21 protein-coding genes and 1 tRNA gene are annotated in these 24,772 nt (G+C 72.0%); 6 read left to right on the top strand and 16 right to left on the bottom strand.

Annotated features, from left to right (window positions below; all coding sequences use genetic code 11):
- Positions 1 to 27 precede the first annotated feature (27 nt).
- Positions 28 to 879 (top strand): hypothetical protein, encoded by an 852-nt coding sequence (locus ACNYC2_RS25885; RefSeq protein ID WP_419704503.1) that lies wholly within the window; start codon positions 28 to 30, stop codon positions 877 to 879.
- Between the two features lie 80 nt (positions 880 to 959).
- Positions 960 to 1,538 carry an alpha/beta family hydrolase gene (locus ACNYC2_RS25890; RefSeq protein ID WP_419704504.1) on the top strand — a complete coding sequence of 193 codons (579 nt, stop codon included), beginning with the start codon at positions 960 to 962 and terminating at the stop codon, positions 1,536 to 1,538.
- Positions 1,539 to 1,541: 3 nt separating this feature from the next.
- Here ACNYC2_RS25890 and def read toward each other — a convergent pair whose 3' ends face one another.
- Positions 1,542 to 2,231, bottom strand: coding sequence for a peptide deformylase (def, locus tag ACNYC2_RS25895; protein WP_419704505.1), 690 nt, complete (start codon positions 2,229 to 2,231; stop codon positions 1,542 to 1,544).
- A 75-nt stretch (positions 2,232 to 2,306) separates the two neighbouring features.
- On the opposite strand from def, the gene ACNYC2_RS25900 reads away from it, so the two are divergent.
- Complete coding sequence (locus ACNYC2_RS25900; protein WP_419704506.1) at positions 2,307 to 2,768, top strand: DUF2809 domain-containing protein; 462 nt, start codon at positions 2,307 to 2,309, stop codon at positions 2,766 to 2,768.
- Here ACNYC2_RS25900 and ACNYC2_RS25905 read toward each other — a convergent pair.
- The gene (locus tag ACNYC2_RS25905; protein ID WP_419704507.1) at positions 2,765 to 3,370 is read right to left on the bottom strand and encodes a TetR/AcrR family transcriptional regulator; all 606 of its coding nucleotides are present in this window, start codon (positions 3,368 to 3,370) and stop codon (positions 2,765 to 2,767) included. The genes ACNYC2_RS25900 and ACNYC2_RS25905 overlap by 4 nt on opposite strands.
- A 114-nt stretch (positions 3,371 to 3,484) precedes the next feature.
- Between ACNYC2_RS25905 and ACNYC2_RS25910 the strand changes: the two genes are divergently transcribed.
- Together ACNYC2_RS25910 and ACNYC2_RS25915 are read left to right on the top strand one after the other, a co-directional pair.
- Positions 3,485 to 4,330 carry an SDR family NAD(P)-dependent oxidoreductase gene (locus ACNYC2_RS25910; protein ID WP_419704508.1) on the top strand — a complete coding sequence of 282 codons (846 nt, stop codon included), beginning with the start codon at positions 3,485 to 3,487 and terminating at the stop codon, positions 4,328 to 4,330.
- Positions 4,331 to 4,402: 72 nt separating this feature from the next.
- Complete coding sequence (locus ACNYC2_RS25915) at positions 4,403 to 4,789, top strand: DoxX family protein (protein ID WP_419704509.1); 387 nt, start codon at positions 4,403 to 4,405, stop codon at positions 4,787 to 4,789.
- An 81-nt stretch (positions 4,790 to 4,870) separates the two neighbouring features.
- Here the strand turns inward: ACNYC2_RS25915 and ACNYC2_RS25920 are convergent.
- The 7 genes from ACNYC2_RS25920 to topA form a co-directional block, all read right to left on the bottom strand.
- Positions 4,871 to 4,943, bottom strand: a tRNA-Thr gene (locus ACNYC2_RS25920).
- A gap of 124 nt (positions 4,944 to 5,067) precedes the next feature.
- Positions 5,068 to 6,609: an alpha/beta hydrolase gene (locus ACNYC2_RS25925; protein ID WP_419704510.1), complete on the bottom strand. Its 1,542-nt coding sequence runs from the start codon at positions 6,607 to 6,609 to the stop codon at positions 5,068 to 5,070.
- Positions 6,610 to 6,672: 63 nt separating this feature from the next.
- A complete protein-coding gene (locus ACNYC2_RS25930) occupies positions 6,673 to 7,347 on the bottom strand; it encodes a hypothetical protein (protein ID WP_419704511.1) in 675 nt (224 codons plus the stop codon).
- A gap of 204 nt (positions 7,348 to 7,551) precedes the next feature.
- Positions 7,552 to 9,222: an enoyl-CoA hydratase-related protein gene (locus ACNYC2_RS25935; RefSeq protein ID WP_419704512.1), complete on the bottom strand. Its 1,671-nt coding sequence runs from the start codon at positions 9,220 to 9,222 to the stop codon at positions 7,552 to 7,554.
- 153 nt (positions 9,223 to 9,375) lie between these two features.
- On the bottom strand, positions 9,376 to 10,512 hold the full coding sequence (locus ACNYC2_RS25940; RefSeq protein WP_419704513.1) for a DNA polymerase III subunit delta': 1,137 nt from the start codon (positions 10,510 to 10,512) through the stop codon (positions 9,376 to 9,378).
- Positions 10,509 to 11,237 carry a dTMP kinase gene (gene tmk, locus ACNYC2_RS25945; protein ID WP_419704514.1) on the bottom strand — a complete coding sequence of 243 codons (729 nt, stop codon included), beginning with the start codon at positions 11,235 to 11,237 and terminating at the stop codon, positions 10,509 to 10,511. Before tmk ends, ACNYC2_RS25940 begins: the two co-directional genes overlap by 4 nt.
- Positions 11,238 to 11,329: 92 nt before the next feature.
- Positions 11,330 to 14,140, bottom strand: coding sequence for a type I DNA topoisomerase (gene topA, locus ACNYC2_RS25950; protein ID WP_419704515.1), 2,811 nt, complete (start codon positions 14,138 to 14,140; stop codon positions 11,330 to 11,332).
- Positions 14,141 to 14,380: 240 nt separating this feature from the next.
- On the opposite strand from topA, the gene ACNYC2_RS25955 reads away from it, so the two are divergent.
- On the top strand, positions 14,381 to 15,310 hold the full coding sequence (locus tag ACNYC2_RS25955; protein ID WP_419704516.1) for a phosphatase PAP2 family protein: 930 nt from the start codon (positions 14,381 to 14,383) through the stop codon (positions 15,308 to 15,310).
- Positions 15,311 to 15,419: 109 nt separating this feature from the next.
- Here the strand turns inward: ACNYC2_RS25955 and ACNYC2_RS25960 are convergent, their stop codons facing one another.
- The 7 genes from ACNYC2_RS25960 to ACNYC2_RS25990 form a co-directional block, all read right to left on the bottom strand.
- On the bottom strand, positions 15,420 to 16,868 hold the full coding sequence (locus ACNYC2_RS25960; RefSeq protein WP_419704517.1) for a S1 family peptidase: 1,449 nt from the start codon (positions 16,866 to 16,868) through the stop codon (positions 15,420 to 15,422).
- A 189-nt stretch (positions 16,869 to 17,057) separates the two neighbouring features.
- Entirely contained in the window at positions 17,058 to 18,182 is a 1,125-nt protein-coding gene (locus tag ACNYC2_RS25965; protein ID WP_419704518.1) for a S1 family peptidase, read from the bottom strand.
- A gap of 229 nt (positions 18,183 to 18,411) precedes the next feature.
- The gene (locus tag ACNYC2_RS25970) at positions 18,412 to 19,353 is read right to left on the bottom strand and encodes a LysR family transcriptional regulator (protein ID WP_419704519.1); all 942 of its coding nucleotides are present in this window, start codon (positions 19,351 to 19,353) and stop codon (positions 18,412 to 18,414) included.
- A 143-nt stretch (positions 19,354 to 19,496) separates the two neighbouring features.
- The gene (locus ACNYC2_RS25975; protein WP_419704520.1) at positions 19,497 to 21,080 is read right to left on the bottom strand and encodes a DUF7059 domain-containing protein; all 1,584 of its coding nucleotides are present in this window, start codon (positions 21,078 to 21,080) and stop codon (positions 19,497 to 19,499) included.
- 46 nt (positions 21,081 to 21,126) lie between these two features.
- Positions 21,127 to 22,386 (bottom strand): hypothetical protein, encoded by a 1,260-nt coding sequence (locus ACNYC2_RS25980; protein WP_419704521.1) that lies wholly within the window; start codon positions 22,384 to 22,386, stop codon positions 21,127 to 21,129.
- A 79-nt stretch (positions 22,387 to 22,465) separates the two neighbouring features.
- Positions 22,466 to 22,798, bottom strand: coding sequence for a CD225/dispanin family protein (locus ACNYC2_RS25985; protein ID WP_419704522.1), 333 nt, complete (start codon positions 22,796 to 22,798; stop codon positions 22,466 to 22,468).
- Between the two features lie 68 nt (positions 22,799 to 22,866).
- Positions 22,867 to 24,609, bottom strand: coding sequence for a M20/M25/M40 family metallo-hydrolase (locus ACNYC2_RS25990; protein ID WP_419704523.1), 1,743 nt, complete (start codon positions 24,607 to 24,609; stop codon positions 22,867 to 22,869).
- Positions 24,610 to 24,772 lie beyond the last annotated feature (163 nt).

Here is a 24,772-nt window from a genome sequence, read left to right on the forward strand (position 1 = left end):
ACGCCGCACGGCGGTACGATCGCCGCTGTGATCCGTGCCACCGCCTCCGACGCGCCGCCGCGGCCGAGGGTGCGTGACACCGCGGCCCGACGCCCGGCCCTGCTGATCCTGCTCCTGCTGACGGTGCTCACCCTGGTGGGCACAGCAGTCGCCGCCGGGCCGCGCGCGGCAGCCGCCGAGGGGTCGCGCGACAACATCTGGGTCAACGCCGACGGCGTCGCCTTCGAGCGGGACGGCGAGAGCGACGAGCTCGCCTACGTGGTCCGGCCCCTCGGTCAGCGCAACGGCGGCCAGGCGTACTCCCGCCAGCTCACCCGGGACGAGCGGAACAACGGCTGGGCGATGTTCTGGGAGGCCCGGTACAACTATCCGGACGGCTACTGCGTGGTCTGGGTAGAGGTCGAGGACGCGAGCAACTGGCACGAGTCGGAGAGCAGCACGGCGTGCCGGGGCGAAGACCAGCCGCCCGCCACCGAGACGCCCACCCCGACGCGCACGCCCACCCAGGCCGATCGGCCGGCACAGGGCCAGCGCCCGGCCACGGCGCCGAAGCCCGCACGACCGGCGGCCCCGGACACCGAGGAGCCGACACCGACGCCCACCTCGACGCCCACCCCTACCCCCACGCCGACCCCGACACCCACGCCCAGCGCTACGCCGTCGCCGTCCGTCTCGAGCACACCGAGCCCTTCGCCGACCCCCACGTCGGCCGACGCGAACCTCCTGAACGGCCTCCACGACCCGCAGGGGCCCCGGGCCCAGGCGGTCGCCATCCGGCAGGACGATGTGATCTCCCCGCTCGGCTGGGTGGCCATGCTCGGCAGCGGCGCGGTGCTCACCGCGGGCGGCGTGCTGATGCTCTGGCGTCGCCTGCTCTGACGGAGCGGGCCGGGCGGATCCCGGTCGCCCGACGCCGTGCGCGCCAGGCTCGCACGGCGCACCCGGTGCAGACTGGGTCCGTGAGCACTCCCGCAGGCCTCTTGCTGACCCCTGGCGCGGGCGCGGACCGGGAGAGCCCGGCGCTCGTCGCCGTGGAACGGGCGCTGGCCGACGCCGAACCGCCGCTGCCCGTGCGCCGCGCCGACTTCCCGTACCGCCTCGAGGGCCGGCGCATGCCGGACCGCGCGCCCGTCGCCGTCGCCCATCTGCGGGCGGAAGCAGCGGCGTGGGCCGACGAGCTCGCCGTCCCGACGGACCGGCTGCTCCTCGGCGGCAGGTCGTACGGCGGACGGATGTGCTCGATGGCCGTGGCGGAGGGTCTGCCCGCCGCCGGTCTGGTGCTCCTCAGCTATCCGTTGCACCCACCGGGACGGCCGGAGAAGCTCCGCGTGGAGCACTTCGGGCAGATCTCGGTCCCCACGCTGTTCGTGTCCGGCGACAAGGACGCCTTCGGCACCCCTGACGAGCTCGCGGAGCACGTCGCGGCGATCCCCGGACCCGTCACGACGGTGACGCTGTCCGGGGCGCACGACATGCGCGGCGCCGCCCGGCAGGAGGCGGTGGCGGACGCCGTCGCCGCCTGGGTCGCCGCGCTGTAGGCGTCAGCGCCCGCCGGCCGGCTTCTCGGGGTATTCCGGCGGGGTCTTGTCCAGCTCGATGGCGATCTCGCGGCGTTCCGCGATGATGTGCGGGCGTTCCTCGTCGCGCTGCTCCAGCGCGTCCGCCTGCAGGTCCGCATCCAGGTGGTCCCAGTAGAGGGTGCCGTCGAGGTGCTGCGACTCGTGGATGAAGCAGCGCGCCAGGTAGCCGCTGCCCGTCAGCTGCACCGGTCCCCCGTGCTGGTCCACGCCGCGCACGGTCGCCCGGCCGGGGCGCACCAGCGGCTCGTAGGCGCCCGGCACGGACAGGCAGCCCTCCTCCTCGGTCTCGGGCTCCGCCTCGGCGTCCATCTCGAGCACCGGGTTCACCACGTGCCCCACGTGACGGTCGCCCGACGAGTCCGTCAGGTCGTACACGAACACGCGGAGATCCACACCCACCTGCGGGGCCGCCAGCCCGACACCCTGCGCCGACTCCATGGTGGCGAACAGGTCGTCGATGAGCCGGGCGAGCTCCGGGGTCGAGAACGTCTCGACCGTCCGGGCCGGGTTGTGGAGCACCGGTTCACCGATCTCGGTGATGCGCAGCACGCGGCCGCGGTCCACCTCGGGGGCCGTCGCGGGGTACTCCTCGACCGGCTCTCCGAGCAGGTACGTGACGGGTTTGCGTCGTCGGGGGCGGGTCCATGCCATGGCACAGAGGGTACCTGCGACACCTGCGGTCCACGCTGCGCCCGCGCGCTCAGGCGGCTGCGGCAGACTGCGCACATGGGTGGCGCATCGGACGGCCGGACGACGGCGCGGGATCAGCTCCGGGACCGGCTCCGGCCGCGGTGGGTGCCCGCTGTCGCGGCGGTGGTGACCGTGGCCGCCGGCCTGTCCGTACGGTCGGTGCTCGGTGGCGACCTCGCGAAGTACGCGGGAGACGCGCTCTACGCCCTGCTGACCTTCTGGCTCGTGCTCGTCGTGGCGCCGCGCACCCGGGCCTGGGCGGCCGCGGTCGTGGCGTTCGCGGTGAGCGTCGCGGTCGAGCTCTTCCAGCTGACCGGCATCCCCGCCGAGCTCGGTGCGCACAGCGCGCTCGCACGGCTGGTGCTCGGCACCACCTTCAACGCGCCGGACCTGCCGTTCTACGCCGTGGGGGCCGCGCTCGGGTGGGCCCTGCACCGAGCCGTCCAGAGCACCCGGGCCGTGCGACGACGACGTCGGCCCGCCCCGCAGCAGCGCTAGACCGAACCCGCAAGCCCCCGCAGCGCGCCCCGGACGATCGCTCGCACACCATCCGGTGAGAGGTCGCCGGACCGTTCCGTCCAGCGCCGCGTGACCGGCGCGAAGATCAGGTCCACCGCGAGGTCCAGGTCGACGTCGGCGTCGAGCTGGCCCGCCTCCTGCGCCCGGCGGAGCCGACGCCGCTTGAGGTCGCGCATCGGCTCGTCCAGCCGCTCGCGGTAGGCCCGGCTCAGCTCCGGGTCCTCGATGATGGCCGCGGTGAGGCCCCGCAGGGCACGATCGAACGCCGGATCGGCGAACTCCTCGACGGTGGCGACCAGCACCGCGGTCAGGTCGTCCTCGAGGTCGCCGCTGTCGGGCAGGTCGCCCGGCTCCCCCGGGCCGAGCGAGCGCTCCAGGACGGCGTCCAGCACCAGGGCGCCCTTGTTCGGCCACCACCGGTAGATCGTCTGCTTGCCGACGCCGGCCTGGGCGGCCACCTTCTCGATGGTCAGCCGCGCGTACCCGAGCTCGGCCACGACGTCGAAGGCCGTGCCGAGGATCGCCGCGCGGGTGGCGGGGTTGCGGCGCCGCCCGGTGGACGGCTGCTGTGCGGTGGGCATCCGGGCACGGTACCGCATGCAGAGACGAGACGTTGCGTATTGACAATTGCGAGACGCACCTGTCACTGTTCTTGTCGAGACGCTCCGTCTCGTCAAACTGTGGAGGAAGCACCCATGACCGAACCGACCACCACCCCGCAGCGCCGCACCTGGTTCATCACCGGGGCCAGCCGCGGTCTGGGCCGCGCCTTCACCGAGGCCGCGCTGGCCGCGGGAGACCAGGTCGCCGCCGTCTCTCGCACGATTCGGGAGGACGACGACCGCGACGGCCTGCTCCAGATCGTCGCCGACGTCCGCGACCCGGCGTCGGTGGGCGACGCCGTCCGGCGGGCCGTGGACACCTTCGGACGCCTCGACGTGGTCATCAACAACGCCGGGACCATGTCGTACGGGTTCGTCGAGGAGTTCACGGAGGCGCAGGTCCGCGCCCAGCTGGAGACCAACTTCTTCGGCGCCGTCTGGGTGACCCAGGCCGTGGCGCCGGTGCTGCGCCGCCAGGGCTCCGGTCACCTCGTCCAGATCTCCAGCATCGGCGGTCTTGCGGGCTTCGCGGGCACCGGCCTGTACAGCGCGAGCAAGTTCGCGCTCGAGGGCCTGAGCGAGGCGGTGGCGCACGAGCTCGCAGAGTTCGGCGCCGACGTGACGATCGTCCAGCCGGGCGGCTACTGGACCGATCTCTACACCGCGATGGACACCGCGACACCGCTGCCCGAGTACGACGGGCTGCGCGACCGCCTGGCCGCGCAGTTCGCCGAGAACAGCGTCGACAGCGACCCGAAGCGTGCCGCCGCGGCGATCCTGGAGCTGACCGCCAGCCCTCGTCCGCCGCGCCGGCTGCTCCTCGGCGGCACCGCCTACGACATCGCGTTCGAGGTCACCGAGGAGCGGCGTCGGACCTGGAGGGAGTGGGAGGCCGTAAGCCGCGCCGCCGAGGAGCCGGTCCCGGCGCCGCAGGCGTAGCCGACGTGCTGTCACACGCGGGTTCCCGATGTCGTCGACGGGGCAGAGAACAGCCGCTCCGAGGAGGACCGTATGAACATCGCCCTGTGGATAGCTGCCGGACTGCTCGCCGTCGCCTACGTGGGCGGCGGCGGGCTCAAGGTGATCATGAGCAAGCAGAAGATCGCGGCATCCGGACCCGCGGCCGGATGGGTCGAGGACTTCAGCCCGGGCGCCGTCAAGGCGATCGGCGTCCTGGAGGTGCTGGGTGGCCTCGGACTGGTCCTGCCCGCCGCGTTCGGCGTCGCCCCCGAGCTGGTGCCGCTGGCCGCCCTGGGCCTGGCGATGATCATGGTCGGCGCGGCGGCCACCCGCATCAGCCGGCGCGAGTACCGGTTCATGCTGGTGGACCTGACCTATCTGGTCCTGATCGCCTTCGTCGCGTGGGGCCGGTTCGGTCCGGAGGCGTTCGTGGGCTGACCCGGCCGGGGCGGCGCAGCCTCCGGCGTCGGACAACAAAAAAGCCCGGAACCGTTGAGGTTCCGGGCTTCCTGCATGCTGAGCCGCCTGTGAGAATCGAACTCACGACCTTCTCATTACGAGTGAGATGCTCTACCGACTGAGCTAAGGCGGCGTACGCACCACGATCCGAGCAGAACCGGAAGGGTGAGCGGGCCTCACTGTACCCAATGGATGGCCCAGGTTTCAAAGTGAAACCGTGTGACGTCCTCAACCCGCCGGATTCGAGCCCCGAACGGTCAGCAGGTGAGGCCGTCCTCCGGGACGGTGCCCTCCACCAGGTAGTCCTCCACGGCCGTGCTGATGCACGTGTTCGACCGGCCGTACGCCGTGTGCCCCTCGCCCTCGTAGGTGACGAGCGTCCCCGACGACAGCGTCTTCGCGAGCGACTCGGCCCACCGGTACGGGGTGGCGGGGTCGTTGGTGGTGCCGATGACGACGATCGGCGGCGCACCCTTCGCTGCCGGGTCGAACTCCTGCTCCGCCGCCGGGTACGGCCAGTCGGTGCACTCGATGCCCGAGTACCCGAACGACTCGCCGAGCGTGGGCGCCGCGGCCTCGATGTCGGCGGCGAGCTGCTGCATGGTCGCCATGTCCTCCTCGGCGCGGGAGTCGGCGCAGTTGATCGCGCGGAACGCCTCCTCGCTGTTGGACTTGAACGTGCCGTCCTCGTTGCGGTCGTTGTAGACGTCCGCCAGGTACAGCAGGTCGTCGCCCTTGCCGTCCCACAGGACCTCCTGCAGGGCCTGCGTGAGGAACGACCAGGATCCCTCGTCGTACATCGTCACCGCCACGCCGTAGAACGCGAGCTTCTTGGTCACGTCCCGGCCGGACGACGTCGGGATCGGGTTGGGCTCCGCGTCCTCGACGATCGCCTGGATCTGCTGCAGGCCGCTGGTGACGTCGCCGGTGAGCGGGCACTCGCTGCTCGCCTGGCAGTCGGTCACGTACGCGCGCAGGGCGCTCTCGAAGCCCTCTGCCTGCTGCAGGGCCACCTCGTCCGAGGCCAGCGTCGTGTCGAGCGCGCCGTCGAGCACCAGCCGGCCGGTCCGCTTCGGGAACAGGCCCGCATAGGTGGCGCCGAGCTGGGTGCCGTAGGAGAAGCCGAGGAAGTTGAGCTTGTCGTCGCCGAGCGCGCCCCGGAGCATGTCCATGTCGCGTGCGGCGGACTGCGTGTCCACGTTCCCGAGGAGCGGGCCCGTGTTCTCGGCGCAGACCTGGCCCCAGTCCCGCACGGCGTCCTGCCGGGCGGCCAGGCCCGCCTCCGTGTACGGGTAGTCGGTGCTGAGGAACTCGTCCTTGCCCGCGTCGTCGTAGCACTTCACCGGCGTCGACCTGCCGACCCCGCGGGGGTCGAAGCCCACGATGTCGAACGACGAGCGCAGCGACTGCCCGAAGCGGGCGGGGTCGCCCACGAAGTCCACGCCCGACCCGCCCGGCCCGCCCGGGTTGACCAGCAGCGAACCCACCTTCTGCCCCGAGGCGGGGATCCGCTTGAGCGCGATCTCGATGCTGCCGGCCCCGGCGTCGTGCCACGAGAGCGGCGCGGACGCCGTCGCGCACTGGAAGCCCTCACCGCAGTCGGTCCACTCCAGCGACTGGCCGTAATAGTCCTCGAAACCCTTCGGCGCGCCCACCGTCGCCGAGCCGTCCGACTTGCCCACGTCTTCCAGCGCCGTCTGCACCTTGGGTGGTGCGCCACAGGCGGCGAGCAGGAGAACAGTGGTGAGCAGCGTGGCGACGACGGCCGCAGGCTGACGACGGCGGGCGGGGCGAATCACCCGGACAACCTATCGGTTGTGCTGGGTAGATTTCTTACCCGTTGGCGAACCGACACGCGACCCTCACGAGTCGAGCCAGGCCACAGGTCCGGGCTCGCCCTCAGCGGGACGGGGCAGGAGCTCGACGTCGCCCTTGTCACCCAGGACCACCGGTACGGGGTCGCCGGTGTCTACCTCCGCCGGCACCTCGACGACGGTGGTCGTCGGCACGAAGTCCATGGTGCAGATGCCGTCGCTCGCCGGCTCGAACTGCACCGTGAGCACACCGTCCGCGGCGTCGACCTTCGCGGTCTTGCCGCCCGAACCGAGGGTCGCCTCCGGCTTCGCGAACAGCGGGCAGGAGCTGGACCCGTTGGTCACCACGTACAGCAGGCCCTCCTCGGGAGACCATGCGACGCCGACCGGCGAGTCGGTGCTCCCCTCCACGCCCGGCGGCAGACCGCGCCCGGAGTTCCCGGCGGCGACCTCCATGTCGGCGGCCTGCGGCAGCTCGCCGTCCTGGCCCGTGCCTTCGCCGTCCGTCGGGCTGGTGCTGGGGCTGGGGCTGGTCATGTCGCTCTCCTCCGGTGCCTGGGACGCGGAGGCGTTCGAGTCGCCCGCCTCGGACCCGCCGACGTCGGACTGTGCGCACCCCGACAGCGCGAGCGCCGCCGTCATCCCGAGGCCGAGGGCTACCACGCCCGCACGGGCCAAGGGCCGTACTGCTGCACCGGACCGGTCCGTCTGCCTGATCTTCATGCCCAGTTCCTTCCGCTCGCCTGACACCACCAGGTGTTTGTCGCAGATTTGCGACGCCTCCACCCTGGTCATGTGGCGGGCGCCACGTGTCTTGCACCCCACCCCATGATCCGTAACAGGTCAGGTGACCGGCAGTCCGAGCTACCGGTCACCTGACCTGTCATCGATCATGCGTGCTCGCGACGCATCACGCGCGTCGGCGGCTCATACGCGGGCCGTCGAGAAGCGCAGCTTCTCCGGGGTGGCGTCCGCCGCGGTCTTGCGCAGGAAGGCCCGCCGGTGGACCGAGAACGCGTTGCGGTCGTCGAAGAAGTCGCGCGCCATCTCGGCGAGCTCGATGGTCTGGTAGTACGACAGCGGCTTGTCCGTCGCCCGGCGCTCGGCGCGCGCGGCGAGCATCCAGCCGAGCGTGGCGGGCTCCTCGTACCCCTGGGCGGCGGAGGACAGCCAGGTGTTGAACTCGCCCCACTCCCGCGGCCCGACGGCGCTGATCAGCCCGATACGGGCCGCCTCGGCGACCGAGATCGGCAGCTTGCGGTTCAGGAGCAGCGACGCGCGGTGCTCGCCCACGCGGGTCGGGACGCTCCAGGAGTGCAGCTCGGAGCCGTGGATCCCCATGTCGTAGTACGGGTTGAGGACGACGCCCTCGCGGGCGAGGGTCACGTCGGCGCAGAGGCCGGCCATGACGCCGCCCGCGCCGGCGTTCGCGGTGAACGCGGCGACGGTGAGCTGCTCGGCGGTCGCGATGGCGAGGCAGAGCTCGTCGATGGCGCAGATGTTGTCCCACGCCTCGGCCGCCGGGTCCGGCGACGCGTCGACGGTGCCGAGGTGGATCCCGTTGGAGAACGCGTGCTCGGTGCCCTTGATGACCAGCACCCGGGTGTCCTCGGTCAGAGCCTTCTCGACGGCGCTCGTCAGGCGGCGGCACTGCTCCGTGTACATCGCGCCGCTGTACGAGCGGAACGTCAGGTACCCGACCGCGCCGTCCCGCACGTAGGTGGACTCCGCCAGGGCGTCCGGGACACGGCGGAACGGTGCGCCGCTCGTGTCGATCACCTGGGCGGCCGGAAGCTTCGCGCCGCGGCGGCCGCTGAGCTCGGCGGCGTAGCCGACCCAGAGCGTGCCGACGCCGCAGGCGATCGCCACCGCGTCGAGGTTGCGGCCCACGACGGTGCCGGGGGCGGCACCGGTGTGCTCGGGCGAGGCGACGGCGTCGAACACGCAGACCGAGCGGCCGTTGACGGTCGCGGGGGCACCGGGCGCGCCGTCGGCCGCGGCGACGAGGCGCTCCAGCTCGTTCGCGGGGCGGCTCCAGTCGATGCGGAAGTCCTCGCGGCGCAGCAGCGGCAGCTCACCGTCGACCGGCACGATCCGCAGGCAGGCCTCCGCGGGGATCGGCCGCTCGCCGTCGGCGACCTTGCGGACGACCTCGCCGATGCAGGCCATCGCGGCGTCCGCGACGCGGCTGTTGTAGAGCGCGCTCTTGGAGATCGGCTGGTCCGGCATGTCGAAGACGGCGGTGGCCCACACCGGGCCGGCGTCCAGCTCCTCGACGGCGGACAGGGCGGTGACGCCCCAACGGTCCCGGCCGTCGCGGATCGCGTGGTCGAGCGAGGAAGGCCCGCGGTCGCCCACGGGGCCGGGGTGCACGATGACCGTCGGCCAGCGGTCGTAGATGGTGTCCGGCACGCGGTGCTTGAGGAACGGGCACAGGATCAGGTCGGGGTCCGCACGCTCGACGGCCCGCGTCATGGCGGCACCCGACTCGAACGTCGGGGCAAGCTCGACTCCGACGTCATGCCCCTGTTCCCTCAGGGAACACCAGACCCGCTGGGTGAGACCGTTGAAGGCTGAGACCAGCAGGAGGATCCTCATCGGGCGGTGGACTCCTTGTCGCACGGAAAAGCTCTGGGGGCGTCCGCAGCCTAACCACGGACGCCAATCGGGACAATCTGCCTCGGTGGTCCAGCTTCACCCGCGCCAAATCTTCACAGTTCAAGGCTTCGCGTGTAGTGGACCGCCCGGCGGTCAGCCTTGCGGGCGCAGGGCTATCGTCATCGCCTCGAGCGCGAGCAGCGGCGCCACGTTTCCGTCCAGGCGGGTGCGGGCCACGCCTATCGAGTCCATCCGTCGTACCGTCTGCTCCGGCGTGGAGTCGGCGGCCAGGAGGCGCACCGTCTCCGCCAGCTCGGCGTTCACGAGGTCGACCTCCGCGCCGAGCTGCACCACGAGCACGTCCCGGTACAGGGAGAGCAGGTCCACCATGGCGCGGTCGAGCACGTCGCGCTGATGCCGCGTCGCGCGCCGCTTCTGGTCGTCCTCCAGCTGTTTGAGCTGGGACCGCAGGCGCGGCGGCAGGGTCTCGCCGTCGGCCACACCCAGGGCACGCATCAGCTCGGCCTTCTCGGCAGCGTCACGCTCCTGGGTGGCCGACACCGCCTCCGCCTTGGCCACGTCCACGAGCTCGCCCGCGGCGAGCACCGCGTCCCCGACCCCGCGGATGCGCCGGGCGATGCTCAGCACGGCGGTACGCCGCTCACGTGCCCCGGCGTCGCGCGCCAGCCGCTTCGCGAGGCCGACGTGGCTCTGCGCCGCGCGGGCAGCGCTCAGCGCGACCGCCGGGTCGGCTCCGTCGCGCCGCACCAGCAGGTCGGCGACCGCCTGCGGCGGGGGCACGCGCAGCACCACCGCGCGGCAGCGCGACCGGATGGTCGGCAGCACGTCCTGGACCGACGGCGCGCACAGCACCCATACCGTGTGCGGCGGGGGCTCCTCGATCGTCTTGAGCAGGACGTTCGTGGTGCGCTCCGCCATGCGGTCGGCGTCCTCGATCACGATCACGCGCCAGCGCCCGCCGGACGGCGACCGGGACGCGGTCATGATCAGGTCCCGCACCTCGTCGATCGCGATGACCACCTTCTCCGTGGCCAGCAGCGTCACGTCCGGGTGCGTACCCGCCATGGTCGTGGTGCACGCCTGGCACACGCCACAGCCGCCCTGGGTGCACTGCAGCGCCGCCGCGAAGGCGCGGGCGGCCACCGACCGTCCGGAGCCCGGCGGGCCGGTCACGAGCCACGCGTGCGTCATCGCCGTGGGGTTCGCGACGGCGCTCTGGAGCGCGGCGACCGCATGCTCCTGTCCGACGACGTCGTCCCACACGGTCATGATCGGTCCTCCCCCAGGGACTCGGCGACGGCGTCGGCCTCTGCGACGGCTGCTGCCTCGGCGAGGGCACCCGCCTCGGCGACCACCGGTGTGAGGCCCAGCCGGGCCGAGAGATCCACCCTGATCTGTGCCTGGATGTCGTCGACCGGCAGTGCCGCGTCGAGGATCACCCAGCGCTCCGGGTCCGCGGCCGCGCGCTGGAGGAACGTGTCCCGGACCCGGGTGTGGAACTCGAGTCCCGCGCGCTCCAGCCGGTCCAGGGCACCCTTGCCGTCGGCCCCGGCGCGCCTGACCGCCGCTGCCCCGGGCTCGAGGTCGAGCAGGATCGTGATGTCCGGCCGCAGCCCCTTCGCTGCCCACAGGGAGAGGTGCTCCACCTCGTGGGCCGGCAGGTCGCGGCCTCCGGACTGGTAGGCGACGGACGAGTCGAGGTAGCGGTCGGTGATCACCACGGCGCCACGATCCAGCGCCGGCCGCACCACGGTCTCCACGTGGTGGGCGCGGTCCGCGGCGTAGATCAGCGCCTCGGCCCGCGCACCCATGTCCTGGCCGTGCATGACCGCCGCCCGCAGCTCCTTGCCGAGCGCGGTGCCACCGGGCTCGAAGGTGAGCACGACCTCGCGGCCGGTCAGGTCGGCCAGCCAGTCGCCGAGGAGGCGGGACTGGGTCGACTTGCCGACGCCCTCGCCGCCCTCGAAGGAGATGAAGTAGCCCGGTTCGTTCACGCGGCAACCCTAACCGCGCCCACCCACACGCACCGGCCGACCGACGTGTCAGACGTACACGCCACCGGAGTGACCTGTACGTCTGACAAGTGTTACTTCGAGCTCGACGCCTTCTTGGCGGCCGGCTTCTTCGCCGGGGCCTTCTTCGCTGCCGGCTTCTTGGCCGTGGTCGCCCGCGTCGTGCGCTTCTTGGCCGGGCCCTGGGCGCGCTTCTCGGCGAGCAGCTCGATCGCCCGCTCCGCGGTGACCGACTCCGGGGTGACGTCACGCGGCAGGGTGCGGTTGGTCTCGCCGTCGGTCACGTACGGGCCGAACCGGCCGTCCTTGACCTGGATCGGCTTGCCGCTGGTGGGGTCGTCCCCGAGCTCGCGCAGCGGCGGGGTGGCCGTGCGCCCGCGCCCCCGCTTGGGCTGCTTGTAGATCTCCAGCGCCTCGTCCAGGGTGACCGTGAACATGGCCTCCTCGGACGGCAGGGTGCGCGAGTCCGTGCCCTTCTTCAGGTACGGGCCGTAGCGGCCGTTCTGCGCGGTGATCTCGTCGCCCGACTCCGGGTCCGTCCCCACGACGCGCGGCAGCGACATGAGCTGCAGGGCGTCCTCGAGCGTCACCGAGTCGAGGGCCTGCGTCTTGAGCAGCGACGCGGTCTTCGGCTTGGGCAGGGCGGCCAGCGCCCGCTTCTTCGCCGCGGCCGACAGGTCGGGGTCGAGGTCCGGCTCGGGCATCTGCTCCGTGACGTACGGACCGTAGCGGCCGTTCTTGGCGATGACCGGGTTGCCGGTCTCGGGGTGGATGCCGAGCACGCGGCCGTCGTCGGCCCCGGCGGCGAGCAGCTCGCGCGCCTTGGCGACGGTCAGCTCGTCGGGTGCGACGTCGTCGGGCACCGAGGCGCGGGGCGGGGTCTTGCCCTCCTCGACCTCTGCCGCGAGGTCCTCGATGTACGGGCCGTAGCGGCCGACCCGCACGCGGATGCCCTCGCCGATGTCCACCGAGTTGATCGCGGCGGCGTCGATCTCGCCGAGGTTCGCCACGAGCGCGCGCAGACCGCCGCCGTCGCTGTCCACACCGAGCTCGTCGGAGGTGCCGAGGTTGCCGGGGGCCTCGCCGAAGTAGAACTCCTTGAGCCACGCGACCCGCTCCCGCGACCCGGCGGCGATCTGGTCGAGGTCGGCCTCCATGGTGGCCGTGAAGTCGTAGTCGACCAGCCGGTCGAAGTGCTCCTCCAGCAGGCGGATCACCGCGAACGCGAGCCACGTCGGCACCAGCGCCTGGCCGCGCGTGATCACGTAGCCGCGGTCCTGGATGGTCGAGATGGTCGCGGCGTACGTGGAGGGGCGGCCGATCCCGCGCTCCTCCAGGGCCTTGACCAGCGACGCCTCCGTGTAGCGCGCGGGCGGCGCCGTGGAGTGCCCGTCGGCGGCGAGGTCGGTACCGACCAGCGCGTCGCCCTCGGACATCGTCGGCAGGCGCGTCTCCTTCGCCGCGGCGCCCTCGGCCGCCTCGGTGTCGGCGTCCGCGCTCTCCTCGTAGGCCGCGAGGAACCCGCGGAACGAGATCACCGTGCCCGACGCCGAGAACACCGCCTCGTTGCCGTCCTGCTCGCCGCCGACGATCGTCGCGCCGAGCCGGACGGACGCCGTCGAGCCCTTCGCGTCGGCCATCTGTGACGCGACGGTGCGCTTCCAGATCAGCTCGTAGAGCCGGAACTGGTCCCCGCTCAGCTCGCCCGCGACCTGCGCGGGGGTGCGGAACGAGTCACCCGCGGGGCGGATCGCCTCGTGCGCCTCCTGGGCGCCCTTCGACTTGGACTGGTAGAGGCGGGGCGCGCCCGGCACGTACTCGGGGCCGTACAGCTCGGCAGCCTGCCGGCGCGCGGCGTTCGTGGCCTCGGACGACAGCGACGGGCTGTCGGTACGCATGTAGGTGATGTAGCCGTTCTCGTACAGGCCCTGCGCGGTACGCATCGCCTGACGCGACGACATCCGCAGCTTGCGGCCCGCCTCCTGCTGCATGGTGGAGGTGGTGAACGGCGCCGCGGGGCGGCGCGTGTACGGCTTGGTCTCCAGGCTGCGGACGGAGAAGTCGGCTGCCTGGAGCCCGGAGACGACGGCGGTGGCGGTGGCCTCGTCGAGCTGCACCACGCCCGTACGGACCTTGAGCCGCCCGCGGTCGTCGAAGTCACGGCCCGAGGCGACCTTGGCGCCGGCGAGCTGGGTGAGCCGGGCGCGGAAGGAGGGCTGGCCGGAGGCGGCGCCGTCGTCGTCCGAGACCGCGAAGGTGCCCGCGACGTCCCAGTAGTCCGCTGAGACGAACGCCATACGCTCGCGTTCCCGCTCGACCACCAGACGCGTCGCCACCGACTGCACACGGCCGGCGGAGAGGCCCTGGCGCACCTTGCGCCACAGCACCGGCGACACCTCGTAGCCGTACAGGCGGTCGAGGATGCGCCGGGTCTCCTGGGCGTCCACGAGGTCCTGGTCCAGCTCGCGGGTGTTCTCCAGGGCGCGGAGGATCGCGTCGCGGGTGATCTCGTGGAACACCATGCGCTTGACGGGGACCTTGGGCTTGAGCTCCTGGATCAGGTGCCAGGCGATGGCCTCGCCCTCGCGGTCCTCATCGGTCGCGAGGAAGAGCTCGTCGGCGTCCTTCAGAGCCTTCTTGAGCTCGCTGACCTTCTTCTTCTTGTCCGCGTGGACCACGTAGTACGGGTCGAACCCGTTGTCGACGTCCACCGAGAACTTGCCGTACGGGCCCTTCTTCATCTCCGCCGGCAGGTCCTTGGGCTGCGGGAGGTCGCGAATATGCCCGACGCTGGCTTCGACCTCGTAGTCGTCGCCGAGGTAGCTCTGGATCTTTCGAGCCTTCGTGGGCGACTCCACGATCACGAGCTTGCGTGCCTGGGACATCCGGTCCTGCCTGCTTCCTGCGGGGTCTGGGGAGGGCGTCTAGCGCCGTCGGAGAGTTCACGGTACGCCAGACACAACGGCTCGCACCCTATCCGGGCCGACAGCCGGTTGCCCGGCAGTCCCGCATGACCGTGGTGATTTTCACCCGTGGCGTGATGAACCAGGTGATGGGACGTGATGAACCACAGAGCGTTACGTCGGACACACCGTCTCTTCAGCGCGCTCCCCTACGGTGGGGCCATGACGGACCAGACCCTCCCGCTGCCCGGTCATCGGGACGAGAGCAGCACCAGCTACGCGGGTCCTCGGATACCGAGGCGCCGGCCCCGGCTGGCACCCCGTATCACCGCCGTGGTCGTGGCGGTGCTCGCGCTCTGGGGGGTGTGGGCGACGTGGGACACGTTCGTCGCGTCGCCCCTCGGCCAGCGCGCGGACCAGCTCGCGCTCGAGGGGGCCGCCCGCGGCCAGAACACCCTCTGGGAGCTCGCCGAACCGGTGCTCGGAGTCGTGTCGAACTCGTTCATCGGCCTGGGCCTGGCGGCCGCCGTGATCCTCGCGCTGGCCCGCGGCCGCTGGTGGCTCGCCGTGCAGGTCGCGGTCCTGGTGGGCGGCGCGAACCTCACCACTCAGGTGCTCAAGCACGCGGTGCTCGACAGGCCCGCGCTGCTGGACGTCGCGCGAGCGGACATCAACACCCTGCCCAGCGGGCACACGACGGTAGCCGCCTCCATCGCGGCGGGGCTGCTCATCGCGGTCCCCCGGCGCTGGCGGCCGGTGGTGGCGGTGGCCGGCGCGGCCTACACGGCAGCCACCGGCGTATCGACGCTGATCGGCCAGTGGCACCGGCCCTCCGACGTCGCAGCCGCCATCCTCGTGGTGCTCGCCTGGGGTGCCGGGGTGTGCGCGCTGAGCTCGCCGTCGTCCCTGGACGCGCCGCAGGACGGACCGCAGCCCGGGACGTCCGGCGCGGCCGCACTGCTGCTGCTCGGCGCGGCCGGCACCGGAGCGCTCGCGGTCGGCGCCCTCGGCAGCGTGCGGGGCGACGGATGGGGCCTGCCGCTGGGCGGGGACCTGACCGCCTACATGGGCGGGATGCTCGGCGTGGTGGCCGTGACGCTAGGCGCGTTCGCGCTCCTCCTCCTGGTCCGCCAGTCGACGGCACGCCCCTGACCACCCGCCTGAGTCCCGATTGTCGAAGTAGAGCGCCTGTCCGAGTCTCCCTGGTGATGCCAGGAAGACTCGGACAGGCGCTCTACTTCGACAATCGGGACTCAGGCCATCAAGGGGTCGAGTAGCCGCCCGTGTACGAGCCCGAGCCCGAGTACGAGAGCACGCGCCAGCGGTAGGTGCCCGCCGTGCCCGAGTAGCTCACGCTCTCGTCAGGGGCCGAGGTGATGCCCTGGGCCACGTTGGACCAGGTGCTGCCGCTCAGCTTCTGGAGGTAGAGGTCGAAGTCGACACCGCTGGGGCCGTCGAGGCAGCCCGTGATGGTGCCGGCAGAGGACGAGAAGCCGCTGCTGCTCGGCTTGTAGGTGGAGGCGCCGCTGCTCAGCGAACCGCTGAACGCCGTCTCCTGGCTCGCGCAGCCCGGGGGCGGCGTGGTGCCACCGCCACCGGTGAGCAGCGTGACGCTCGCGGCGCTGAGCGCCTCGTTCACCGGCTGGAAGTACGTGGTGCCGCCGGAGGAGCAGTTGCCGTTGCCGCCCGACGTCATGCCCTGGGCCTGCGTGCCTGCGAGCAGCGAACCGCCCGAGTCACCCGGCTCCGCGCACACGTTGGTACGGATGAGGCCGGACACGCTGCCCTCTGCGTAGTTCACCGTGGCGTTGAACGCCTGGATCGTGCCGCAGTGCCAGCCGGTCGTGGAGCCCGAACGGCAGACGGACGCGCCGACGGCGGCCTGGGTCGAGCCCGCGACGTTGACGGTGCCACCGCTGTAGTTGTTGACCGCGCCGATCGGGGTGTCGTCGGAGCCGACGTTCACGTACGCGTAGTCGTTGCCCGGGAACGAGGACACCTGGAAGGTGCCGCTCGGCTGGGTGGTGGTGGCGCCGCGCGAACCACAGTGTCCGGCGGTGACGAAGCCACCGGTGACCGAGAAGCCGACCGAGCAGCGTCCGCCGCCGATGTAGTAGGCGTTGCCGCCGATCACGTTGATGAGGGTGCGAGGCATGGCGGCGACCTCGACCACGGAGACGGCGGAGAGGCCTGCCCGCTCGACGGCGGCGGCGACGGCGCCCTTCGAGCCCTTCGCGACCTCCATGACCACGGAGTTGGACTCGACGTCCACGTAGGTGGCGGCGACCTTGGCGTCCGGAGCAGCGCGGTAGGCCTTGGTGGCCAGCCGCTCGAGCTGGCTCAGCGACTTGTCGACGGTGACTGCGTTGGCACCGGCGGCACGGACCTCGGCGGCTCCTGCCTTGTCGGTGACGGCGACGAACAGCTCGCTGCCGTCCACCCACGCCCCGGCGTAGCCCTTGTCGAGGGACTTGATGATGGCGTGCTGCTTGTCGGACAGCGCCTTGTCGATCTTGATGCGGTCCACCGCCTGCGCGGTGGTGAGGCCGAGGTCGCGCTCCATCGCGGCGACCATACCGGGGGCGTAACCGGTCACGTCGGGCTTGTCGGAACCGGCGGCAGTGCCTGCGGTAGCAGCGGTGATGCTGGCGGCGAGGAGCGTCGCAGCGGCTGTAGCCACGGTGATCGCTCTGAAGGATGTGCGTCTCATGTCCAGCGACTCCTTGTCGTCGGGGCAATGGATTCACCCAGTGCGGCAAAGCGTAGGGTCGCTTCCAGCGAACTCCCAGATACCGATTAGGACATATCTGCGCAATATGCGGGCATGCCGAAGGGCGGGTAGGAGATTTCCCTACCCGCCCCCCGGACCATCGACCGAGGTGCGCCTAGCGCATCCGGATCAGCGGGTCACGAGCGAGACACCCGCCGCGCCCAGCGCCTCACCCACGGGGTTGAAGTACGTCGTGCCGCCGGAGGAGCAGTTGCCCGAACCGCCGGACGTCATGCCCTGGGCCTGCGAACCGGCCAGCAGCGAGCCGCCCGAGTCGCCCGGCTCGGCGCACACGTTCGTGCGGATCAGACCGGTGACGCTGCCCTGGGAGTAGTTCACGGTCGCGTTGAGCGCCTGGATGGTGCCGCAGTGCCAGCCGGTCGTGGAGCCCGAACGGCAGACGGTGGCGCCGACGGCGGCCGCCGACGAGCCCGAGACGTTCACGGTGCCGCCGTTGTAGTTGTTGACGGCACCGACCGGGGTGTCGTCCGAACCGGTGTTCACGTACGCGTAGTCGTTGCCCGGGAACGAGGACACCTGGAAGGTGCCGCTCGGCTGGCTGGTCGTGGCACCGCGCGACCCGCAGTGGCCCGCGGTGACGAAGCCGCCGGTGGCCGCGAAGCCGACCGAGCAGCGGGAGCCGCCGATGTAGTAGGCGTTGCCGCCGACCACGTTGATGAGCGTCTTGGGCCGCTCCGCGGCCGTCGACAGCGAGACGGCGGAGGCGGGGACGCCCGCCTCGGCGACCGCGGCTGCGACGTCCGCCTTGGCGCCGCGGACCACGTCGATGACGATCTCGTTGGTCTCCACGTCCACGTAGTACGAGGTGACGTCGGACTCGGCCAGTGCGCCGTCCAGGTCCGCCGTCCACGTGTCGAGCGCTGCGAGCGAGTTCTTCACGGTCACCGGGGTCGCCCCGGCCGCCTGTACCGCTGCGGCGTCGGCGGCGTCGGTCACCGCGACGTGCAGCTCGTCGGTGCCCTCGACCCACGCACCCGCGTAGGACGACGCACCCAGCGACCTCTCCAGGCTCCGCTGCGTTCCCGCCAGGGCCTCCTGTGCCTTGATCTGCGCCACGGCCTCGGCGGTGCTCAGGTCGAGGTCGCGCTCCATGGCCGCGACCATGCCGGGGGCGTACTGCGCCGCGGCGGCCTCGGTGTCGGGCTGGGCGGCGGCGACGGCGTTGATGGTGCCGGCGAAGAGGCCCACGGTGGCGGTTGCCACGGCGAGACCCCGGAGGGAAGTACGACTCATCTCAGCGACTCCTTGTGTCGGAGAGCAGGTGAAACTACCACCTAGGGGCGACTATTCACCCGTGCGCTCAACCTAGGAGCAGTTGGACTTCACGTACAGATCACACTCAGGTCATACATATTTCATATGGAGCACAAAGTGCCCTGCGAGCACGCCCCACGGCCGCGTCGCCGCGCGCCGTCAGGTCAGCCGCACTGCCCGCCGGCCGAGCCTGCGCTGCACCTCCGGCTCAGCCGAGCATCCCGTACATCGCCAGCCACTGTTCGTACTGGGGGCTGCGCCGCACGGCGTCCCGGTGCGCGCGGTGCGCGGCACCCTCGACGGCCTCCAGGTCCACGCGCAGGTCGGCGTCGTGCCGCCAGCCCAGGTAGTGGGTGCGCCGCAGGGGCGCCCCGGCGAGCGGCACCGTCACCACACCCGGCGGGTCGAGCTGTCCGGGCTCCACGAGCGCGACGGCGCGCCCCGCCCGCACCTGGTCGACGGCGGTGGTCCACTCCGCCTCCCCCATGCCACGCGGCGTGAACCCCGCGCGCACGCACGCCGACACGAAGCACTCCTCGAGGCAGCCGTGCGAGGGCACGCAGAGCCACTGCTCCTCGGCCAGCTCGGCGAGCGAGACCTCGGGCTTGCCCGCGTACGGGTGGTGCTCGTCGATGAGGACGAACATCGGGTCGGTGCAGACCCGGGTCCATGCGACCTCGCCGGCGGGCGGCGGTGAGACGTCCGAGCACATACCGACCAGCCCGACGTCGATGGTGCCCCGCGCGAGCCGGGACGCCACGTCGTCCGCCAGATGGGGCATGGCCGTGGTGACCTGGGCGCCGGGTATGGCGATGTGCAGCTGGTTGACGAAGAGACCGCCCAGCGCGGTGCCGGTGATGGCCACCCGGACCGTCTCACCCTTTGCCACGTCGCCGTTGACGAGGCGTTCGGCGTCGTCGGCGAGGGCCGACATCGCCGGGAGCAGCACGCGGGCGTGCCGCAGGATCAGCTCACCGAGCTCGGTCGGGCGCGCACCGAAGCGGTCGCGGACGAACACGTTCCCGCCCAGCGACCGGTCGATGCGGTTGAGCTGCGCAGTCAACGCCGGCTGCGCGATGCCGAGAGCAGCGGCCGCCTTTGTGACGCTGCCCGACTCGGCAACAGCGACGACCATCCTCAAGTGCCGCATGTCGAGTTCCACACGGTGGAAAATATCTGTCATAGCACCAGATGTCTCTGTTCTGAACAAGATTTATCGGTGCGCGCGACCGAAAGTTACGTCCGCGAAACGGATGAACCACCTAGGGCAGAGCGGGTGATGGTGTTCTTGCGTCATTCTGCAAGGAAACCGTCACGAACCAGACGGCGGACAGCCGGGAGAAGCTCTGCGGCAAGGTCGTCGGAGGGGACGTCGAACAGCGACGCGAGCGCTCCGACGATCTGCCCCACCGACAGCTCGCCGTCGCACGCGCCCACCAGCGCGGCGAGCGGGCTGGACGCCTGCACGCCACGCCCCAGGCCGTCCCCCTGCCGCAGGATGACGATGTTCGGGTCGGCGGCGCCGGGCGTCAGGTAGCGCTCCTCGGTGATGTCGGCGGCCGTGACCAGGCGCGACGCCGCGAGTGCCGCGTCGTCCCGCGCCGCGAGCCAGTCGTGGCCCGCGAGGCTGCGGGCGATGTGCGCGCCGAGCGGCTGCCGGACCGAACCGGTGTGCTCCTCCAGACGCCGCAGCGTGGCCGGCCCGGACAGCGGCCGGCGCAGGGTCACCAGCCCGAAGCCGACCGCCTCGACGTCCCGGGACTCGAAGTCGTCGAGCCATGCGCCGTAGGCCGCCGCCCAGGCGTCCGGCTCGCGGTCGGCGGTGGTGCCGCCGTCCCGGATCCAGGTCTCGGCGTACTCGGCGGGGTCGAGGACCTCGCGCTGGATGATCCAGCCGTCCAGGCCCGCCTCGTCGAGCCAGGCGCCGACCCGTTCGGTCCACGGCTCGCCCCGGCGGTGCTCCCAGTTGCCGAGGAGCTGCGCGGTGCCACCCGGCGCGAGCACGTCGCCCACCCCGAGGATCAGGTCCCGCACCAGGTCGTCGCCCGCCCTGCCGCCGTCGCGGTACTCGTAGTCGCCGAGCGCGTCGGCGACCGCCCGCCCCGCCGCCCCGGCGTGCGGCGTGATCACGAACGGCGGGTTGGAGACGACGAGGTCGAACCGCTCCCCCGCCACCGGCTCCAGCATCGAGCCGTGCCGCAGCTCCAGCTCCGTCCCGGCCCGGGTGTTCAGCGCGGCGTTGAACGCCGCGAAGGCGAGCGCCCGCCGGGAGATGTCCGTCGCCACCACGTGCTGCGCGTGCCGCGCCGCGTGCAGCGCCTGGATGCCGCAGCCGGTGCCCAGGTCGAGCACCCTGCCCGTCGAGCCGCGCACCGTCACCTGCGCCAGCGTGAGGGAGGCGCCGCCCGCACCCAGCACGTGGTCCGTGGCCAGGCGTCCGCCGGTGACGAGCTCGCCGAGGTCGGAGGCGAGCCACCAGCTCGCGTCGCCGACGGCGTCCACCGAGGAGTACGGGCTCAGGTCCACGACGGCGCGCACCTCGTCGTCGTCCCCCGTGCCCTGAGCGGCGACCAGGCCGAGGCGCTCCGCACCCGCGGTCCCCGTGCCGGGCAATGCCCGGTCGAGCGCCGCGCGCGGCACGACCCCGCCCAGGAGGAACAGGCCCGCGAGGGTCGCCAGCGGGCCGGGCCGCGACGACGGCGCGGCGTCCAGCGCGGCGGCCAGCGCCCGGCGGGCCGGCAGGGACTGCTCGCGGTGCAGCGCCGCGGCTGCCACCGGGCCCAGCAATCGTTCGACACCGTCGACGTCGTAGTCGGAGGCGACCAGGTCGTCACGGAGGGAGTCGACGAGGGCACGGTCGGTCACGGGAGGCAGCACGGACCTATCCTGCCCGCTGACGCCCGCCCGTCACCACGCGGGAGGCCTACCCGCGGCAGTTGGAGGCCACGAACTCCTGCACGCGCTGGGACGCCTCGACCATCGCCTCGGTGTCGAGCTCCTGCTGGGCGCCGCCCACCGCATCGCTCACCGCGGGGCCGTCGGTGGCCTTCACCTTCTCGATGTTGTTGGCGACCGTCGAGTAGTACGTGAAAGCGATGGCCCAGTCCCCCGCGATCGCCTCGGGCGGGGTCACGCCCTGCAGCGCGTTGCGGGCGTTGATGAACCCCTTGCGCAGGGTGTCGGGCTGGTCCTCGACCATCGCCGACTGCGCGTTGGCGGCCTGCGTCCACGCCATCTGCGTCTGGGCGCACGATGCGGCGTCCGCGGTGGAGAGGACCTTGTCGTCACCCTGGAGCTGCGTCATCCCCCAGCCGGTGCCGAGGCCCAGCACGGCGGCGGTCACACCGGCGAGCACCAGCACGAGCGTCTTGTCCAGCAGCTTGGGCAGACCCCGCCTCAGGGTTCGCTTGATCCGCTTCTGCTGTGCGGTGTCGGGGGCCGACAGGCGGCCCTTGGGGCGCTGCTTGCCCGCCTTGCGCGACTCGGCCTTCCGCGACTCGTTCTTCCGCGACTCGGCCTTGCGCGACTCCGGCTCGCTCGGCCCGGCAGGCAGGGCGTCGTCGGGCTCGGACAGGTCGGGACGGTGCACGGGACCGGCCTCGTCGGGCAGCGCCTCGACCTGGTAGTCGTCGACCTCGGCCACCGGGCTCTGGTTCAACGAGCCTTGGCTCGACGGGCCAGGACTCAGCGGGAAGCCGCCGGCCGGGGTGGGCGCGGACTCCGTCTTCGGCGCACCCTTCGTGCCGGACTTCGCGCCCTTGCCCTTCGACCGCGACTTCACGGCCTTGCTGCTCTTGGCACCGGCGCTCTTGCCACCTGCGTTCTTGCCGCGGCCGCGCGGCACGGCGGGCTCCGCGGCCGCTACGGAACCCCACGGGTTGGCGTCGCCGTCGCTCTCGCCGTCCGCGATGACGGGCGCGGGCACGTGGCCCCAGGGGGAGCCTGCCGTCTCGTCGACGGGGGTCGGATCCACCGGGGCACCGGTGCCCGCGGCGCTGCCCCAGGGGCTCGGTGCGGGCTCGCTCTCCGCGAGGCTCTCGGCCCACTCGAGGGCGCTGGCCCCGGGTGCGGCCTCTCCGGCCGCGAGGCTCTCCGCCCACGTGAGCGCATTCGATGCGGGGGGACCACCGGCGCGAGACGCAGCACGACCACCCCGCGAACCCTTGCGCCGTGTCGCACTCATAGCCGCGCACTTTACCCGCTCGTCCCACCGGCGCAGGAGGGGCAATCGTGTGATACGTGGCGAACTGGGGGTGAAGTTGCTACAGGTTGAGGTAGTTGATGCTCGACCAGAACACCACGACGATGACCGCGACGATTCCGATCGCGAGCGACAGGAGTCCCCAGTTGCGCGCGCGCCGCGACGCTTTCCTGGACTTGTCGTGCTCCTGCGCCTTCCACAGGGTATTCACGCGCAGCGCGCTGACCAGTGCGACCAAACCCGTCGGGAAGAAGCAGAAGATGGTGACCAGTACGGCGAACACGAGATACGTCCGCGGCGGATACTGCAGCTGCGCGGGGTAGGTGTGGACGCTGACGTGCACCGGCGAGCGCGACCCGCCCGGGACCGCGGGCGGCAGGGCGGAGCTGCTCATGGACCGTCTCCCTCTTCTGTGTAAAGGGAGAACTTAGTCCAGTTTCGGCGATTTGTTGAATGTGCTGGTCAGCCGGGTATTTTGCGCAGTACCTCACGATAGAAATGCACGCCGCGGCCCAGGGAATCAACGCTCAGGTGCTCGCCCACACCGTGAATCGACTGCCGCTGAGCACGCGACAGAACGAACGGGCTGAACCGATAGACGTGGTCGCTGATGGGGGTGAAGGTGCGTGAGTCGGAGGCCGAGAGCAGCACGTGGGGCACCACCACCGCGTCGGGATACGACGCGCCGATCGCCTCGCTGAGCAGTGCGAACTGCTGGCTGTCCGTCGGTGAGACCTCGCTGGGCTCGCTGCTCTGCACCACCTCGAGCACGACCTTCTTGTCCCCGATGATCCGGCGCAGCCGCGCGACCGTCCGGTCCACCGTCTCGCCGAGCGCCACGCGCACGTCCAGGCGAGCACGAGCGGACGACGCCGCCACGTTCGGCCCCGCGCTGCCCCGCAGCTCGGTGACCGCGACGGTCGTGCGGACCAGGGCAGCGGCCTCGGGACCGCCGCCGGCGAGCAGCCAGGCGGCGACCTTGCGCAGGGGCCCGGAGGCCAGCCTCGTCGCCAGCTTGAGACCAAGCCCCTTCCCGCCGCTCACCCCCGGCGCGACGCGTTCCAGCATCGCCGCCGTCGGCGCGTTGACCTTCGCCGCGAAACGACGCCGGGTGACCCGCGTGATCGCGCGAGCGAGGCGCACCGTGGCCGGCTGGTTGCCGGGCACCGCCGAGTGCCCGCCGACGTCGGAGGTGTACAGGTTGACGCCGACGAAGCCCTTCTCCGCGACGCCCACCATCGCCGCCTGCCGGCTCAGCCCCGGGAAGGCGTCCGTCACGACGCCGCCGCCCTCGTCGATCACGAGCCAGGGGCGCACACCGAGCTCGTACAGACGCCGGACGGCGATCTGCGCGGACTCGCCCGCCGTCTCCTGGTCCGCGCCGAAGAACAGCCAGACGTCCCGCTCCGGCACGAAGCCGTCGCCGAGCAGCGTCTCGACGGCGTCGAGCAGCGCCACGAGCCCGCCCTTGTCGTCGAGCGTGCCGCGGCCGTGCACCAGCCCGTCCCGGATCTCGCCGGAGAAGGGGTTGGTCGCCCAGTCCGCGGCCTGGACCGGCGCGACGTCCTGGTGGGCCATGAGGACCACGGGGAACGGGTGCAGCACGTCCTGCCGCCCGCGGCCCGGCCACCGGTAGAGCAGGCCGTGGTCGCCCGCCGGCTCGCTCTGCAGGGCGTGCACGCGGGGATAGAACGCCGCCAGCGCAGCCCGGTGCCTGGCGAACGACTCGTGGTCGGCGGACTGCGGGTCCCACGACGCGACGGTGGGGATCTGCACGAGCGAGGACAGGTGCGCCGCCGCGATGTGGCCCGCCGAGGCGTGCCGCTCGCCGTACGGCTCCGACGAGGCGAACGCGGACGAGCCCTTCCGGTCGCCGAGCGCGGCGTCCGGGGCGGCCGGCTGTTCGGCGATCGGCTGCGCCTTCTGGGCCGTCGGCCCACCGGTCGTCTCGCGGGCGGCCTGGTTCCGGCGCCCGTCCGACGTCGTGGACGCGGACCGCGCGGGCGCGTTGTCCGGACGCGTCGCCGACAACGGTGCCGGCGACGCCCCGCGGCGCGGCGCGGCGGCGGACCCGGGCCTCGACCCAGGTGCCGGCTCGGCGGTCGGTTCGGCGGACGGCGTCGCAGCCGGCTGGACTGCCGCCTTGGCGATCATTTCGGCCGTGACCTGAGGGATGGCCTCGGTCGGGTCGATATCGGCACTCACGGGACCTTCTCCTGCTCCGGGTCTCCCACGAAGGGGGCTCCTGCGTCGGGGCTCTCGTCGGCACCCGCGGACCGCGGAGCGTTCGGGAGCACAACACCGCAGACGATAGCGGTAGCACCCGGTTTTCCCCATACCTCCGGTAATGCTGGACGCGCAGCACCCG

Source organism: Promicromonospora sp. NFX87 (assembly GCF_048564965.1).
Taxonomy (GTDB): Bacteria; Actinomycetota; Actinomycetes; order Actinomycetales; family Cellulomonadaceae; genus Promicromonospora.

Coding starts and splice junctions, on each gene's coding strand:
- ACNYC2_RS25930 (WP_419704511.1), bottom strand. CDS start 7,347: ATGAAGATCAGGCAGACGGACCGGTCCGGTGCAGCAGTACGGCCCTTG.
- ACNYC2_RS25970 (WP_419704519.1), bottom strand. CDS start 19,353: ATGCGGCACTTGAGGATGGTCGTCGCTGTTGCCGAGTCGGGCAGCGTC.
- def (WP_419704505.1), bottom strand. CDS start 2,231: ATGGCATGGACCCGCCCCCGACGACGCAAACCCGTCACGTACCTGCTC.
- ACNYC2_RS25960 (WP_419704517.1), bottom strand. CDS start 16,868: ATGAGACGCACATCCTTCAGAGCGATCACCGTGGCTACAGCCGCTGCG.
- ACNYC2_RS25980 (WP_419704521.1), bottom strand. CDS start 22,386: ATGAGTGCGACACGGCGCAAGGGTTCGCGGGGTGGTCGTGCTGCGTCT.
- ACNYC2_RS25935 (WP_419704512.1), bottom strand. CDS start 9,222: ATGAGGATCCTCCTGCTGGTCTCAGCCTTCAACGGTCTCACCCAGCGG.
- ACNYC2_RS25900 (WP_419704506.1), top strand. CDS start 2,307: ATGGGTGGCGCATCGGACGGCCGGACGACGGCGCGGGATCAGCTCCGG.
- ACNYC2_RS25985 (WP_419704522.1), bottom strand. CDS start 22,798: ATGAGCAGCTCCGCCCTGCCGCCCGCGGTCCCGGGCGGGTCGCGCTCG.
- topA (WP_419704515.1), bottom strand. CDS start 14,140: ATGTCCCAGGCACGCAAGCTCGTGATCGTGGAGTCGCCCACGAAGGCT.
- ACNYC2_RS25915 (WP_419704509.1), top strand. CDS start 4,403: ATGAACATCGCCCTGTGGATAGCTGCCGGACTGCTCGCCGTCGCCTAC.
- ACNYC2_RS25955 (WP_419704516.1), top strand. CDS start 14,381: ATGACGGACCAGACCCTCCCGCTGCCCGGTCATCGGGACGAGAGCAGC.
- ACNYC2_RS25940 (WP_419704513.1), bottom strand. CDS start 10,512: ATGACCGTGTGGGACGACGTCGTCGGACAGGAGCATGCGGTCGCCGCG.
- ACNYC2_RS25905 (WP_419704507.1), bottom strand. CDS start 3,370: ATGCCCACCGCACAGCAGCCGTCCACCGGGCGGCGCCGCAACCCCGCC.
- ACNYC2_RS25965 (WP_419704518.1), bottom strand. CDS start 18,182: ATGAGTCGTACTTCCCTCCGGGGTCTCGCCGTGGCAACCGCCACCGTG.
- ACNYC2_RS25910 (WP_419704508.1), top strand. CDS start 3,485: ATGACCGAACCGACCACCACCCCGCAGCGCCGCACCTGGTTCATCACC.